Below are 13,707 nucleotides of genomic sequence, written 5' to 3' on the forward strand. Positions count from 1 at the left end.
GAAGCGCAGAACCAGAGGTCAAAACCTCTTTTTTATTAACCTAATTGGTACACTCTTCGCCCGCTATTTGGTACCTTTTTACTCCGCCATTGACATGCATCATCCCTAATCATTGATTCACGTCTATTTGATTAGTTTTGCAGCTTCTATAAGAGCTTTTTTTCGTTGAGCTATTTGCTGAGTTTGCAAAGACTCAAACGTAGACAACAAAAAATACTCGTTTATTGAAATAGTTTCATCGTCATCAAGCACAGCAACTCTACTAGCAACGAAAGAATAAGCATCAGTTATAGCAAGACCGCGAACAGCGACCAGCAGTGGAGGAAGCTCTTCTTCAGTAGCATCATCAAGTCGTTTAATGATCTGATCCTTAGCTATAGATCCGTATAGTGCCAGCTCGGTTAATTCTGAGAAGCTCGATATAATCTGCTCGGCAACCTTAAATGTATTCGCAAATTTAAGCCCTGTTAGACGGTCTGAGCGAGTAACTGCATACAGTAAATCGTTAACTTTTTCACGCAAATCATTTTCTGTTGGTTCAGCGGCATCAATAAACAAGGTCCCTCTCCGGCGCAAATAGTAGACAATAGGGCCATAAATGGAAGGTACATTATTAGGTGCGTGAACCATTACTGGCGCTTGTCCCCACTTAGACCTAACTTCCACAATGGTATTGCCATTAAGTACTTTAATAAATCCACTGTGGGTAACCTGATTTTCCTTCACATAGACTACCACGTCATCTATGCGGAGTGTGCCAGGGGTAAATGGATAGTAATCGTCCTGAAGAAATGGGCGAATATCATCGAACCAAGCATGGCCTTGTGCATGTGCAAAAGCATGACAATTATATGTCTTGGTTGCGTCACGAACTGCTCGTGCACCAGCAAACTGACTTTCAATCTGGCGGCGAATTTGATCTTTTTCCTGTGCAGTAAAATCTGGACTAACCAAATGTAAGTCCGGTGCGACATTATTTTTTGATGTTCGATAATCGGAATTAGGTTGATATCGGTCAGACATGTGAGTCTCCTTAACTATGAAGTAATCTCGTCATGCTACTAACCCTGCGTGAAAATCTGCGCAGGTCGCCTTAACTTCAAGCTATACCTATGTTAGTCTAGCGTGCGAAATGTGGCCCGGAAATTTACAGGTTTTTTTGATTTGTTCTCGAAAATAAAAGCTCTTCTCCAGCCCGCATTTTCACGTTCATGCCATACCTCACGCCATTCCAAAGTTCCCACAACAGCGCCAGCACTTCCTCCTGGTTTGCGATCAAAATTTACTCTGATTATCGTTATATTTGTGTCGTATTCCGAGCCCGGGTATAGAGTCAATGTCTCCTCTGCCTTGATTGATAGTGGATATTCCCAATCCCGTCCTGGTGGGGCAAGTTCTATTTCCAAAAAAGTTGTCATGGTGTTTTTCCTTTGTACTTACTTAATTTTTTGCTCGAATGAAAAAAATCGAAAGATTACATCTTGAGTTGATTTTGAGCAATTCTTGATGGTTACAGTTTTTTGCCAGGAATCGCCCGGTGTGTTGGGGTTCGGTCCCCATTCGAGTGTTTCCTGCCAAGTAATTCTTAGGTCTCCCTTTCCTTTAGATTGCGGATTTTGATGTATGACATCGACAACCCCAATCGTAGGCTTGCCATCGGGCGTTGAAAGCGAAAACTTGATTTCTTGACCGGCGCTAAGGGTTAAAGGTAACTCTGTATTTGATACAGCTCCATTCTCAAACAGACCTAGAATAGTTTGTGGGTCGCTGATAGTATCGTTTTTCGTCATTAAATATATCCTTTTTGTAAATTAAACATCTATTTAGTGACATGAAGTTAATATACTTATATAGGTAAAAGAAATATCCCATGATCTAAAATAGGAAGTCAAATAATTTATTGAAGTATGGTGTATGTAAGATACCAAATATCAATTTATCATTTAGATTTCCCCGTCTAAGTAACACGGGGGGCTATAAATACATACCTTTAGTAATACATTACTAAGTGTAAGGTTTTTTAACCTTAATGGCAATAGGTTAAATTCTGCTAGTTGCTTATATGGGCACTTAAAGGATGAGTCATACATTCGCGTGATTGACGACAACGACGACGAAGGAGGAGGCGGAGGGAAGGAGCGCGGAAGCGCTTTTTTTACTGATCTTTCGTTTCTTCAACTATCAGTGAATTTCTATAACCAGATTTCTGCAAGTGACAGGATATAAGAACGGAACGCAGGCGAAACAGCGCTGCTGGTAGCCATGAGACTCGGCAAGCGCATAAATCCATAGGGGGCACCGCCGGCGCACCATACGCCTAAGAGCGGGGGTACCTGTGGAGTTATGCGCGTTTACAGGCAGGACAACTATACCATTGACACTATATGAATGGTTATAATAAATTTTACCTTGATGTTCAAAATAACATTTATATTAACATTCGAGGAAATTATGAAATCATCTACCCTTCATAGTGTATGGTCTGCACCGGATAACACTCGCTTAACCAGCAAACAGTATTCATTCCGGTTGCCGGTGCATGTAGCTGCAAAAATCGCTGCATTGTGTGAAATGTACCCAAGCCGGACTAAAACCGAAATTGTCGGCGATCTGCTTTCAAGTGCTATAGACGAATTTCTGGCAGGTCTTCCTTATGTACAAGGAAAGTATGTTGGCACCAATCCCGAAACAGGAGAAAAAATTCATCTTGATGCTGGTCCTGAATCGAAATTTTGGCAATTGGCAAACGAACATTATCGTGAAATAGAACGGGAAATGGGTAATGAAAACCCGCCTAGTCTCTATGAAGCCCTGCGAAAACCAAAGTCAGCGGAATAGGGTTTGCTCCATGTATCGCCTTTTGCTCAGTGGCTTTGATACCATCGAATGCGCGTACTACCTCGCATTCGGTCATGGTTGTCTGCTTGATTTTGAGCAACTGGCGGCAGAGAAAGAAGCCTTGCGTCAATTGAAGATACGCAAACAAAAGCCTATCCGGCTGGGTAGTGAAGAATTCCTGCTTGCGTCGCACGGTACGGCAAGCGGTTATCCTTTCCTGATCGAAAACGATGTGTTCAGTATCCAATTCGGAGAATTCAACAAGCCTTCGTTTTTTGTCGCGTTTCGCAGCGTGGCACTATGGCATCACGGCATACAAGCTTTGCATCAGCGTTTTTTAGATTGGGCGCAATCGGTAGGACTCAGCAATTACGAATCGGAGCGATTATCCCGCGTTGATTTTACATTCGATTACTTCCTACCAAACCTGGATTTTGATGAAGATAGTTTCGTCTCGGCTGCCTGTAAGGATAATCAGCATCGCAAGAACCGCAAAATTCAAACTTTTTCTTTCGGTGAGGGTGAAATCAAACTGCGCATTTATAACAAATGCGACGAAATTACTGAGAAGAGCAGCAAGTCATGGTTTTTCAAGCTGTGGGGTGTTGAGCAGGATGTCTGGCGCATCGAATGGCAGGTACGCAAAGGCTCATTGCGTAGTTGCGGCATTCAAACCTTCGATGACCTTCAATACCGCCAAGGCAAGCTTTTACAGCTTTTGGTCAATGAACATACCACGCTACGCATTAAAGAAGATGACAGCAATCGCTCCCGCTGGGCATTGCATCCGCTATGGCAGGATTTGATAGAGCAGGTTGCCAAAATCGAGATTCTGGAAGGACCGGATACGCTGAACGAGCTGGATATGAATGCACTGCTTGAGGAACGTAAGATGCGCATCGCCATCAGCGTATATGGCTATCTCAAGCGCATGGCGGCCATTCAATGTTTACAGCACGGCAAAGACAAGATTTCCGTCACGGAAGCGCAAGCACTCCTGAGCATGGTTGTTCGTCATGTTCATAATCCCTTGTCCTGGTCGTGCGACATTGAAGAACGCGTGACAGAAATGAGACTTGGCAAATGGTAACGCTGCAAGAGGTTCTGAGGTTGCTTGACCAAAGCAAGAATGAAGCATTGTTGCTGGCGCAGAGCTCTTTGCCGCAATCGCAGTTTGAAGCATTTCGTAAAATTTATCTCAACATCTTCGGCAAGAATGGATTGGAAAAGGAACTGGCGAGGTTATATGCCGAAGATCGAAAACAGGATAGGAACGGGCAGGAATAGATCATGCAAAAAAGGAGGTGCCATAATGCGTGAACGAACCCGACAATTTAGAAATTGTGATAAGTTTTAATCCTGACTTTCAGGAGCAGACTATCCACGCCGGAGAATTGCGCTTGATAAAGTCTTTTCTGCCGGAAATCCTGAAAGAAATCGCAATTCAGTCTGAAACCAACAAGGAGTAAACAACATGCGGATAGCGCTCTATGCTCGCGTTTCCACAGTCAAGCAAGCGGAAAAGGATTTATCCATACCCGATCAATTGCGGCAAATGCGCGATTGGTGCAAAGCCAATGGTTACACTGTAATCATGGAATACGTCGAGCCGGGCGCATCCGCAACCGACGACAAAAGGCCGGTGTTTCAGCAAATGATTGCTGATGCCATGCTCAAACCCTGTCCCTACGACGCTATTGTCGTACATAGCCTATCTCGTTTTTTTTGCAATTCGTTGGAATTTGGCTTATATGAACGCGACTTGAACAAAATCGGTGTGAAACTGATTTCCATTACCCAACAAACGAGTGACGACCCCAGCGGAGAATTTACACGAAGGCTGCTGAGTTTTTTTGATGAATACCAAAGCAAGGAAAACGGCAAGCACACTTTGCGGGCAATGAAAGAAAACACACGGCAAGGTTATTTCAACGGTTCGCGCCCTCCCTTTGGCTATAAAACGGTAGAAGTTGAAACCGTCAGCATTAAGGGAAAGAAAAAGAAACGCCTGGCCATTGATGAGCACGAAGCGGCGACCGTGCGCAAAATCTTCGATTTATACCTGAATGGCCACCTTGGCCAGTCAATGGGTGCAAAGCAGATTGCCGTCTATTTAAACGAGCGCGGTTTCACGCTACGGGGCAAACAATGGGGACGTAATCGCGTGCATGAAATTCTTTCCAATTCGACCTATTGCGGCGAGTTCATTTTTAACAGACGCGATGCCAAGAACCAGAAAGACAAACCTGAAAGCGAATGGGTGCGTATGGCAATCGATCCGATCATTGAGCAATCACTATTTGAAGTTGTGCAGACACGTAAAGCAAGCCGTGCGCCTTCAAAAGTACCGCCAAGAGCGATTAATTCTCCAACCTTATTGACCGGCATACTTAAATGCGGCTGCTGCGGTGCCAGCATGACACTGGCGACGGGCAAGGGCGGGCATTATCGCTATTACAAGTGCAATACCCGCATCAGCAAGGGCAACAAGCTATGCGATGGCCGAAGCATTCCAATGGAAAAGCTCGATAGTTTAATTCTCAATACCTTGGCGGACAAGGTGTTTGATCCCAATCGTGTTAAAACCATGCTATCCGACATGAAAAAGCAGATCAAGGCGACGCAAGCAAGCCAGGATGACGGATTGAAGAAGCTGACCAAGGAATTGGATGAAATAAAGACCGCCACAGATCGGCTTTATGAAGCGGTTGAGAAAGGATTTCTGCCGTTGGATTCCTCGCTACAGGAACGTTCTCATAAACTGAATGCTAGAAAGCAGGAATTATTGATTCAAGTCGCCGGATACCGCCGTCAGCAACAATTGCCGGAAATCAAACAGAATCAGCTTGAAGCTTTTACCAAGGCGCTACGAACCAAGCTACTGGACAGAAAAAGCGGATTCGGCAAGGAATATTTGAAACTGCTGGTGAGTGAAATTCGCATCAAAAACAATCAAGCGGAAATAACAGGCAGTTATTCTGCGCTTGCTCACGCGGTGGAAGAAACAAAAAAGCACTCTCTTGAAAGAGTGCCCAGTTTTGTACCGAATTGGCTCCCCGACCAGGGCTCGAACCTGGGACCTGCGGATTAACAGGTGTTATAAAAAACTGTTTTTATTAATATTACTCTCGCCGGTGCTCGCCAACACTCGCCAATAATCGTCAGATTTGTCACGTTCTTATTCTTGGACAATTTTTTGAGCAGCGCTCAGGCTGGAAACTATTTCAATTGCCGCGTGAGTTATGTTAATGCATTTAGTGGGTGTGCGGTATCATGATCAGATCATGGCACATTTGGGGCTGTCTTTAAGACGATTTATTTGCTGAAAGCATTTATTTTATTACAATAAAATTATATCATTACCATGATTAAAAAGCTTTATTTAGCTTATCGATAATATAACGATTAAACGATTATAGTTTTACAGTAGGTAGCGAGGAATACTTTGCGAACTAACCAATAGAATCCAAACTGTTAGTTATGATGTTATTCAAAAATATGAAGGGCAATTAGATGCAAAAAAAGTACGTAATCATGCTTGAAAGTGTAATTGGAGATTATCCTAATAACTATCCGATAGCTGAGGAATCTAGCGATCTTGATATTCTGGAAAGGGTTAGCGATATTAGCGAACGAGTACAAAAATATTACGATAAACAAGAATATCAAGCAGAATTAATTGATCCGGATTCTGGATTCCGTACGTATACTATTTTGAACGAAACTTCCATAAAAAAAGGTGCAATTTATAAATTAAATCGGATTTAGTTATGAATTTAAAACGCAATTTATTAATTTTACTTGCAATTTTATTGTTAACATCTTGTTCGACAAAGTTAATAAGTCGCTATAAGTCAATGGAAATGACTTCGCGACTTCCTGGAAATCCACCTTTAGTACAAGTTTCTGCTTTTAGTATGACATCAGCAACATCAGAGGATAAGCCGGCAATCCTCCAACTAAGTGCCGAAGGGCAGGCCGCGTTAATTACGGAAATTGCAAAAACTGAAAAATCATCAATAGGATTATTTCAGCGATTAGCTAGTGGATTTGATAGTGACTCGCCAAGTGATGTTGTTGATCGAACTCAATATAAGGTACGGATAGTATTTTCAACACAGAAAACTGAAATCGTTACAGGGTTAGCTGATCGAATATCGCAGTTGCAACTTAAGCTTGATAAATTACCTGATTCTTTCCAATTTAAACACTGGAATAAATTTGAAACGGAATATGGTCAAGTAGACTTAGGAAAGATTGGATTAAAGAAAGCTACTACATTTACTGCAAAAGCTAATCCGAGTTTTGGAGGAGCCAGTACTGGGGAGATTGGAGTAACAAATTCAAAAGAGCTGAACGAAGAAGTTACTTTGCGACAGCGCTTTATTACAAATACAGGAGTTCTAGATAAGAACACTGCAACGCTGTTCCAAGAAGGAGTTACTGGCATTGATCTGGCTGGCAACATAGCAATAGATGTCACTGTTGAAGTTAATCCAAATCAGGTTGAAACTTTTTCTACAGTAAGGTTTGAATCATTAAAAGATGATAAGGGCTATAAAGCAGCTAATCAATTATCCATGATAAGGACCACTATCAAAGCACCAGAATCTAGTGTCCTTAATAACCTAAAAAATGGTGTTCTTGTTAATCTTACCGGCTCATATATATTCCGTCATGTTCGTAAGGGAGATCAAACAATAGCGGAAGGTGATGACGAAGTTGAATTTATAAGAGGTAATATCGCAGTAATACCTAAAGAAATAATCATCTTAAGTAAGGAGCAATTAGAAAGAACTCGATATAGATACTTTATTCACCCAATGGGTAGTCCGGGTAAAAATTTATCTATTGATCTCCCCGAAAATCCAGATCAATCATTAGAATTTGCAACATTTCGAGAAGCGGATCAATTTCTTGGATGGCTTAGAAATACTCGAAGTACAAAAATCGGGAAAGGCGACTGGCAGCTTAAACTAGGACATTCTCCTCTATTGAAGAAAGATATAATGAACTTGCGAATTAATCATCGATTCTGATTCGCTCTTATCTTGATCGGATCAAACCTGGTAATTAATAATTGTCACGTCACAACAGTAACTGTCCGATTGTAAACAAACTACTTCTGTTAACAGGTGCTAATCAAGCATTGTTTTTATTGATTTATACCGCCAAAGCACACCAATAGTCACCGGATTTGTCACGTTTTATTTTTTTGTTAATCAAAAGAAACATTAGTTAAAAAAATCATATTAAGATGCGGTGATTACCACTGTAAACATCCCTGAATCAATCGAACCGCTTCCAATTTGTATTCCAATGTATATGAGGCTCTCTTGATTTCTTCTGCTTTCATTTCTTTGTCTCCTTAATTTGTACTGTAACTTCAGTTAAGAAATACGTTCTTAATCGGCAAATCCAATACGAATTACCAGAGCACGATCATTTCTTAGTCATCTTTTTAAATTCGGATCCAATTTTTACTGAAAGCTCGGCATAGGAATTCAATTGTTCAGATTTATTAGTGGCTTCCCTGAATATTATAGATTTGTCATTTAACCATTTTCCAATTTCATTCGCGTATGCATTGTATTGGCGTGTTGAATTCAGCTCGGTACGCGGTGGGAAACCCGGGAATTCTGGTAGATTATTTGGGTTTTTTGAAGTAAAAGTATCATCAATTTTATTAGTAGTAACACTTAAACCTGTATTTATGTCTCCAATAACAGTTCCTTCGTATACATCATAATAATAAGTTTTAGATGAACAACCACGAAAAAGAAATGAACTGATCAAATCATCATTTCTAACATATATATTACTTGTAAAGACATTAGGGTCGTCGCACACATAATATGTATCGTAACCAACTAAGCCTTTTGAAGGGAAAGTCGATATAGAATTTTTCGCTTGCATCGCTTCATTATTCAAAATATCCCTAACATTTGCAAAGCTTCCTGAATATTTAGGATCTCCCCCAGAAATAAACCAGTTTATAACGTTGTTCAAAAAACTTTCATTAGCTGCTTTTAGATATATCTGCATTGACAAATAGGTACAGACACCCGTTGCTACAACAGTAAAACCAACAAAACCATAACCCATTAGTTTATAAACTAATAAGTGTAATTTTATGGCCAAATCACTAATTAATTTTTTGGCTTCTTTATCTTTGATAATTACTTTCAGTTTTTTATTATTAACAATATCGAAATATTGATTACATAGAGCTTTTAACTCAATTTCAACATCTTGTCTAAACCCTTTTTCGATTGATTCGTCTATATGTAATCTGAGGTTCTTCAATTCCCTTAAAATTTCTGCAGTAACTGCAAGAATCATATTCAGTTTGTTTGATACTTCTTCTTGCCATTCTAATTCAACACGCTCAGCTTCTTTTTTATTCATTGCGGAACCTATCGCAGCGATAACCTCAAGTATCGCTACAATAGAGCCTGCAGACATTGTCATTAATACTATATCATTTTTATTACGAGTTTTTACTGTCTTCCCTAGAAAGCGCAACTCATCAAGTTTGATAGTCATTTATATTCTCCAATAGTGATGTGCTCAAACATTGCTGCTGGTTAAATATAGCTGACATTGAGTTGGTAGTATAGTCGAACATGTGTCTGTCGCAGCGCATAGCGGATAAAGAGCGCCTACACCGCGAAGTGGAAGCCAATGTTACTGAACGGAACGTCAAAGCCATGCCTGTAAAGTGGCGCTTTGCTGCACAGGATGCGCAACCGAAATTGGCGCGTCTTTATCCTTCTGTTTCAGGATGACTGGTTACTAGCTGTGAGTTCTTCATTACACATATAGCAAAGCTTTAATTTCAAGCTAATTACAATTCAATCTTCGAGAATTTTGCCGTAAATTCAATAACCACCAGAAGCTTTAACAATATTATTAACAGCACTTTAGATTGATATCGAAAATCATTCTTGCGGCGATAATTTTATGAATGATACTCACTATGCTGAAGGCATTACAGCCCAAAATTTGCGAGCTATCCTTGAGTTATGGGAACAAATGGTTCCTAAAATCGAGGAGACGATGCAAACGATTATTGAAATTAATGATAAGTTATTTGATAAAGAGAGCGACTCATTCAGTTGGTGCCATTTATATGAACTACCTGTCAAAGATCATATAAATTTCAACTTTCCTGTCCTCCTTCAAGAGGATCAAATGGTTGCTTGGTGCAAGCAGATTACGGAATCACCTGGAAAAATTACTGCTTTGCCGGATGTCGCTAAACAAGTTGATGAACATTTTGAAACAAGAGATAGCCTGACCGAAGAAGAAATTGAAGCTATACGCCCTTTTCTTCACGATTATTGCGCATACTTCTATTCCATTCAGTATTCCTTGCTTTGTCTTCTTTACCATGGTTGTTTTTTAAATGAACTGATTGATCGTGTCCGTTCTGGTGATGATGAAGCGCTATTTGATGCGATTCGAATTGACCCAACGATTATTGGATGTCAATCTGTCAATGACAGAATCAGTAAAGCAAGGCGGTTGCGCGATCAGGTATTTCTTGACAAGCTCAGAAAAATGCAAAGTGGTGTCACTGCAAAACTCAAACAGGCTAATTTCCAACAAATGCGTCTGATTTTTAGAATTCTTTCTGAAGCTGGTGCAACACGTCTATCTAATGATCAGCTTTACCAGTTATTTGTCGAAGAACTTAAACTTTACACAGCTAATTCAGCGGGTGGCGGTGTTGAAAAGTCATTACGCAAATTCGCCGATACCTATATGAAACAATACGCAACCACTTAAAAGTTCAATTTTTGGGTGGAATACAAATTCTGAATTGGTATACAAAATCTCTATCCGTTGCGGCAAGCATTTCGCATGGTCGCCATGGATACGAGGTTTATTATGACCAAGGAAGTTGAAGTTTTATCTAGTGCTGTAACATCAGATCAAAACCAATCCGCTGAGCCACCACGCGATGCAACGCGCGCGAGCGCGGCCGCGTGGCGTGATGGCGAAGTGGAAAATGATTTGACGGATGTATTGCATCAGTCCATTTCATCCTCTCAGGGTACGCCGTCTAGTAACACAGTACCCAATAACTGCAATTCTGAGTATTTCAAGCTTTTAAGATTTGGAGTTGATAGTCTTTATCTATCCTATCCAGGTGAATTATTATCGGTGGTGGATGACAAGCTAAAAGAGCTCAAGCAAATCGCACAATCACCAGAACCTTTTGAGCAAGTCAAAGCGCAATATCCCATTAATGGTCATATCTTCGAAGTCAAAGACAAAGGGGCGAGATTATTTCCCTATATTCTGGAAGATAATGCCTTCCGTATTCAGCTATCCCGTAGCCAGTCGGTTCCATTAGCTTATGTAAAGATTTCCAGCGAGTATCTGACCCATGTGGGTTCAGTGACGGCAGAAAAAGCGCTAAAAGCTATCCTGGATCAATTTGGAGTGGTTCATGAATCTGCTAACGTCAGCCGCATTGACCTGTTTGTGGATTTTGTCAGTTCAGAGAATATGGAAAGCTGGGATCGTCATGCCTGGGTAACGCGCGCTTCATTGATTAATACCTATTCTATCGAGCGAGCCTTCTCCGGCTGGGTCATTGGGGCGGGCGGTGTCATTAGTTGTCGCCTGTATGACAAAACACTGGAAATAGAAAAACAATCGAAGAAATTCTATCTGCATGAGTTATGGAAGAAAGCCGGATGGAATGGTAAAGATAAAGTCTGGCGGCTTGAGTTCCAATTAAATCGAGAAGTATTGACCCAGAAAGGACTCGGCAAACTTACTGAGGTTCTGGATAACCTTAACGGCCTATGGAGCTATGCCACAACAGAATGGTTACGTCTAACCCTGCCGAATGTTGATGATCAAACCCGCTCACGTTGGCCTATTCATCCTCTATGGGGTTATCTGTCCTCTATCGACTGGGAAACCAATGGCGGCCCTTTGTCGTCTCGTTTCAGCGCTGCGCGTGTACCTAGCGATGATTGGCTTTGCAAGATGGGACTCAGCACGCTGATTTCACTCATGGCGAGCAAAGGCATCAAGGATTTTGATTCGGGCATACGGGCTTTTAAGGATGCGCTTTATGTTTATCATGAACGTAAAAGCTTTTATCTAGGACTGACTTTTGATGATTACATCCAGGAAAAGGTAACTATTAAAGCGCGTCAATTCAATACCATCCTGAATCGATCACTTGAAGTGGAAGAAAAAACTAGTATAAATAAAGATGCGGCTGAATATCGGAAACAGTCAGACGGCGAATAACAATGGATAAAGTTAGCCTGCCACTGCCTGCGATTCGATGCTTATCCAAAGAAGAAGCGGCGCAATATCTCGGGATTGGCGTGACATTGCTTACAGAATTGGAGATTCCTTATATCAAGCTGGGTCGTCGCTGTTTATACGATAGGGTTGACCTGGATGTCTGGATAGAAGAATATAAGCAAGGCGAGCACGGGCGGGCTAAGAAGGAGGCAATATGGCCCAAACCCAAGAAGGTGTCTACCGAAGGCAAGATTCTCGCTTCTGGTGGATTGCAACAACGCTCCCAAACGGCAAAAGAATACGCCAAAGCGCTGGGACTGAAAACCGACAAGATGCCGAAGCACTGCTAGCCAAAATCAGGCTGGAAGCATTTCGGGAACATCATTTCGGATTCAAACCCCAACGCTCATGGCAAGAAGCCGTGGTACGGTATCTCACGATCAAAGCAAGTTTACGAAGTTTTCGGGATGTAAACCGGATTTGCCGGATGCTTGATCCCTATTTGGGAAGTCTGACACTGAATCAGATTAACGGTGACGTGATCTGGTCAGTGGTGCAGGGACAACTCAAGAAAGGCAATACTCCGGCAACGGTGAATCGTTATCTGGCCTTGATTCGCAATTTGCTGAAAATGGCACGCGATGAATGGCAGTGGATTGATAGCATCCCTAAAATTCGCTTATTGCCTGGTGAAGTGGAACGGGATCGGTGGTTGACCAGAGAGGAAGCGGATCGCTTGATTGCGGCTGCACCTGAACACCTGGCGGCATTGATCCGGTTTGCATTGGCAACAGGCTGCCGGGCGCGTGAGATAACCGGATTGGAGTGGAATCGAGTCGATTTAGGTCGACGCACTGCATGGTTGAATCGCACTAAAAATGGCACACCGAGAGGTGTTCCGTTAAATGCGGATGCAGTAGCCGTTTTACAGGAACAAATGGGTAAGCATAATCTGTTTTGTTTTACTTATCGCAGCCAGCCGATTCTTTGGGATTTAACCAATACGGCTTGGGTGAATGCGGTTAAGAAAGCAGGGCTGGAAGATTTTCGGTTTCATGATTTGCGGCATACCTGGGCTTCATGGCATCGGCAGGCTGGAACGAGCTGTGATGAACTGAAAGACCTGGGCGGTTGGAAATCGCGCAATATGGTGGATCGTTATGCCAAGTTTGCGACTGAAAATCTAGCGTTTGCAGCGTCAAGAATTGAGACAGGAAAAGATAGAAAAGTTATTCCGCTGTCACGTTTCTGTCACGCTAAAGAAGCTAACCAGAGCTTTAAGCCAGCTAACTCTTTGAGTTAATTGGCTCCCCGACCAGGGCTCGAACCTGGGACCTGCGGATTAACAGTCCGTCGCTCTACCGACTGAGCTATCAGGGAATTGATGAGATGCGCATGTTAACGTTTTGAAGCCTTCCGGTCAACCATCAGATTGTGTCTTGTATTGGAAATTTGCTTTGTTTTAGTTGTAAGAAACCTCAGAGTTGTTTACAGAGAGGTTGATTGAAATAAGCGTTGAGTATTTCATAAGGGGTGGCATTATTCAAACTCTTATGAGGCTTAACGGTATTGTAGAAATTAATGAAACGGAGA

Annotated in this window: 16 protein-coding genes and 1 tRNA gene; 12 read left to right on the top strand and 5 right to left on the bottom strand. The window is 41.8% G+C overall.

What is annotated here, in order from left to right; translation table 11 throughout:
* Window positions 1-123 precede the first annotated feature (123 nt).
* From BLU57_RS14890 to BLU57_RS14900, 3 genes are all read right to left on the bottom strand, one after another.
* Window positions 124-1,023 (bottom strand): DUF7689 domain-containing protein, encoded by a 900-nt coding sequence (locus tag BLU57_RS14890; RefSeq protein WP_090322601.1) that lies wholly within the window; start codon window positions 1,021-1,023, stop codon window positions 124-126.
* 92 nt (window positions 1,024-1,115) lie between these two features.
* Window positions 1,116-1,418 carry a hypothetical protein gene (locus BLU57_RS14895; protein WP_090322604.1) on the bottom strand — a complete coding sequence of 101 codons (303 nt, stop codon included), beginning with the start codon at window positions 1,416-1,418 and terminating at the stop codon, window positions 1,116-1,118.
* Window positions 1,419-1,436: 18 nt separating this feature from the next.
* Window positions 1,437-1,790: a hypothetical protein gene (locus tag BLU57_RS14900; RefSeq protein ID WP_090322609.1), complete on the bottom strand. Its 354-nt coding sequence runs from the start codon at window positions 1,788-1,790 to the stop codon at window positions 1,437-1,439.
* A gap of 661 nt (window positions 1,791-2,451) precedes the next feature.
* On the opposite strand from BLU57_RS14900, the gene BLU57_RS14905 reads away from it, so the two are divergent.
* From BLU57_RS14905 to BLU57_RS14930, 7 genes are all read left to right on the top strand, one after another.
* On the top strand, window positions 2,452-2,838 hold the full coding sequence (locus BLU57_RS14905) for a hypothetical protein (protein ID WP_143027000.1): 387 nt from the start codon (window positions 2,452-2,454) through the stop codon (window positions 2,836-2,838).
* A 10-nt stretch (window positions 2,839-2,848) separates the two neighbouring features.
* A complete protein-coding gene (locus BLU57_RS14910; protein WP_090322614.1) occupies window positions 2,849-3,928 on the top strand; it encodes a hypothetical protein in 1,080 nt (359 codons plus the stop codon).
* Entirely contained in the window at window positions 3,922-4,125 is a 204-nt protein-coding gene (locus BLU57_RS14915; RefSeq protein WP_090322616.1) for a hypothetical protein, read from the top strand. Before BLU57_RS14910 ends, BLU57_RS14915 begins: the two co-directional genes overlap by 7 nt.
* A gap of 29 nt (window positions 4,126-4,154) precedes the next feature.
* The gene (locus BLU57_RS16125; protein ID WP_176776470.1) at window positions 4,155-4,307 is read left to right on the top strand and encodes a hypothetical protein; all 153 of its coding nucleotides are present in this window, start codon (window positions 4,155-4,157) and stop codon (window positions 4,305-4,307) included.
* A gap of 5 nt (window positions 4,308-4,312) precedes the next feature.
* Window positions 4,313-5,929, top strand: coding sequence for a recombinase family protein (locus BLU57_RS14920; protein ID WP_090322619.1), 1,617 nt, complete (start codon window positions 4,313-4,315; stop codon window positions 5,927-5,929).
* Window positions 5,930-6,372: 443 nt separating this feature from the next.
* The gene (locus BLU57_RS14925) at window positions 6,373-6,606 is read left to right on the top strand and encodes a hypothetical protein (RefSeq protein ID WP_143027001.1); all 234 of its coding nucleotides are present in this window, start codon (window positions 6,373-6,375) and stop codon (window positions 6,604-6,606) included.
* A 2-nt stretch (window positions 6,607-6,608) separates the two neighbouring features.
* The gene (locus BLU57_RS14930; protein WP_143027002.1) at window positions 6,609-7,877 is read left to right on the top strand and encodes a hypothetical protein; all 1,269 of its coding nucleotides are present in this window, start codon (window positions 6,609-6,611) and stop codon (window positions 7,875-7,877) included.
* 403 nt (window positions 7,878-8,280) lie between these two features.
* Here BLU57_RS14930 and BLU57_RS14935 read toward each other — a convergent pair whose 3' ends face one another.
* Window positions 8,281-9,384: a hypothetical protein gene (locus BLU57_RS14935; protein WP_090322626.1), complete on the bottom strand. Its 1,104-nt coding sequence runs from the start codon at window positions 9,382-9,384 to the stop codon at window positions 8,281-8,283.
* Between the two features lie 80 nt (window positions 9,385-9,464).
* Here BLU57_RS14935 and BLU57_RS16130 point away from each other — a divergent pair, with 80 nt between their 5' ends.
* The 5 genes from BLU57_RS16130 (at window position 9,465) to BLU57_RS14950 (ending at window position 13,417) form a co-directional block, all read left to right on the top strand.
* The gene (locus BLU57_RS16130) at window positions 9,465-9,626 is read left to right on the top strand and encodes a hypothetical protein (RefSeq protein WP_176776471.1); all 162 of its coding nucleotides are present in this window, start codon (window positions 9,465-9,467) and stop codon (window positions 9,624-9,626) included.
* A gap of 175 nt (window positions 9,627-9,801) precedes the next feature.
* Window positions 9,802-10,629, top strand: coding sequence for a hypothetical protein (locus tag BLU57_RS14940; RefSeq protein ID WP_090322629.1), 828 nt, complete (start codon window positions 9,802-9,804; stop codon window positions 10,627-10,629).
* Window positions 10,630-10,731: 102 nt separating this feature from the next.
* On the top strand, window positions 10,732-12,114 hold the full coding sequence (locus BLU57_RS14945) for a replication initiation factor (RefSeq protein ID WP_090322636.1): 1,383 nt from the start codon (window positions 10,732-10,734) through the stop codon (window positions 12,112-12,114).
* Between the two features lie 2 nt (window positions 12,115-12,116).
* On the top strand, window positions 12,117-12,464 hold the full coding sequence (locus BLU57_RS16745) for a helix-turn-helix domain-containing protein (RefSeq protein ID WP_143027003.1): 348 nt from the start codon (window positions 12,117-12,119) through the stop codon (window positions 12,462-12,464).
* Window positions 12,383-13,417 carry a site-specific integrase gene (locus BLU57_RS14950; RefSeq protein WP_256206324.1) on the top strand — a complete coding sequence of 345 codons (1,035 nt, stop codon included), beginning with the start codon at window positions 12,383-12,385 and terminating at the stop codon, window positions 13,415-13,417. The genes BLU57_RS16745 and BLU57_RS14950 overlap by 82 nt, the downstream gene beginning before the upstream one ends.
* Window position 13,418: 1 nt before the next feature.
* Here BLU57_RS14950 and BLU57_RS14955 read toward each other — a convergent pair.
* Window positions 13,419-13,494: transfer RNA gene (locus BLU57_RS14955), tRNA-Asn, on the bottom strand.
* Between the last annotated feature and the right edge of the window lie 213 nt (window positions 13,495-13,707).

The sequence above is a fragment of the Nitrosomonas oligotropha genome (assembly GCF_900106555.1).
Classification (GTDB): domain Bacteria; phylum Pseudomonadota; class Gammaproteobacteria; order Burkholderiales; family Nitrosomonadaceae; genus Nitrosomonas; species Nitrosomonas oligotropha_A.

Coding starts and splice junctions, on each gene's coding strand:
- BLU57_RS14890 (WP_090322601.1), bottom strand. CDS start 1,023: ATGTCTGACCGATATCAACCTAATTCCGATTATCGAACATCAAAAAAT.
- BLU57_RS14895 (WP_090322604.1), bottom strand. CDS start 1,418: ATGACAACTTTTTTGGAAATAGAACTTGCCCCACCAGGACGGGATTGG.
- BLU57_RS14900 (WP_090322609.1), bottom strand. CDS start 1,790: ATGACGAAAAACGATACTATCAGCGACCCACAAACTATTCTAGGTCTG.
- BLU57_RS14905 (WP_143027000.1), top strand. CDS start 2,452: ATGAAATCATCTACCCTTCATAGTGTATGGTCTGCACCGGATAACACT.
- BLU57_RS14910 (WP_090322614.1), top strand. CDS start 2,849: ATGTATCGCCTTTTGCTCAGTGGCTTTGATACCATCGAATGCGCGTAC.
- BLU57_RS14915 (WP_090322616.1), top strand. CDS start 3,922: ATGGTAACGCTGCAAGAGGTTCTGAGGTTGCTTGACCAAAGCAAGAAT.
- BLU57_RS14920 (WP_090322619.1), top strand. CDS start 4,313: ATGCGGATAGCGCTCTATGCTCGCGTTTCCACAGTCAAGCAAGCGGAA.
- BLU57_RS14925 (WP_143027001.1), top strand. CDS start 6,373: ATGCTTGAAAGTGTAATTGGAGATTATCCTAATAACTATCCGATAGCT.
- BLU57_RS14930 (WP_143027002.1), top strand. CDS start 6,609: ATGAATTTAAAACGCAATTTATTAATTTTACTTGCAATTTTATTGTTA.
- BLU57_RS14935 (WP_090322626.1), bottom strand. CDS start 9,384: ATGACTATCAAACTTGATGAGTTGCGCTTTCTAGGGAAGACAGTAAAA.
- BLU57_RS16130 (WP_176776471.1), top strand. CDS start 9,465: ATGTGTCTGTCGCAGCGCATAGCGGATAAAGAGCGCCTACACCGCGAA.
- BLU57_RS14940 (WP_090322629.1), top strand. CDS start 9,802: ATGAATGATACTCACTATGCTGAAGGCATTACAGCCCAAAATTTGCGA.
- BLU57_RS14945 (WP_090322636.1), top strand. CDS start 10,732: ATGACCAAGGAAGTTGAAGTTTTATCTAGTGCTGTAACATCAGATCAA.
- BLU57_RS16745 (WP_143027003.1), top strand. CDS start 12,117: ATGGATAAAGTTAGCCTGCCACTGCCTGCGATTCGATGCTTATCCAAA.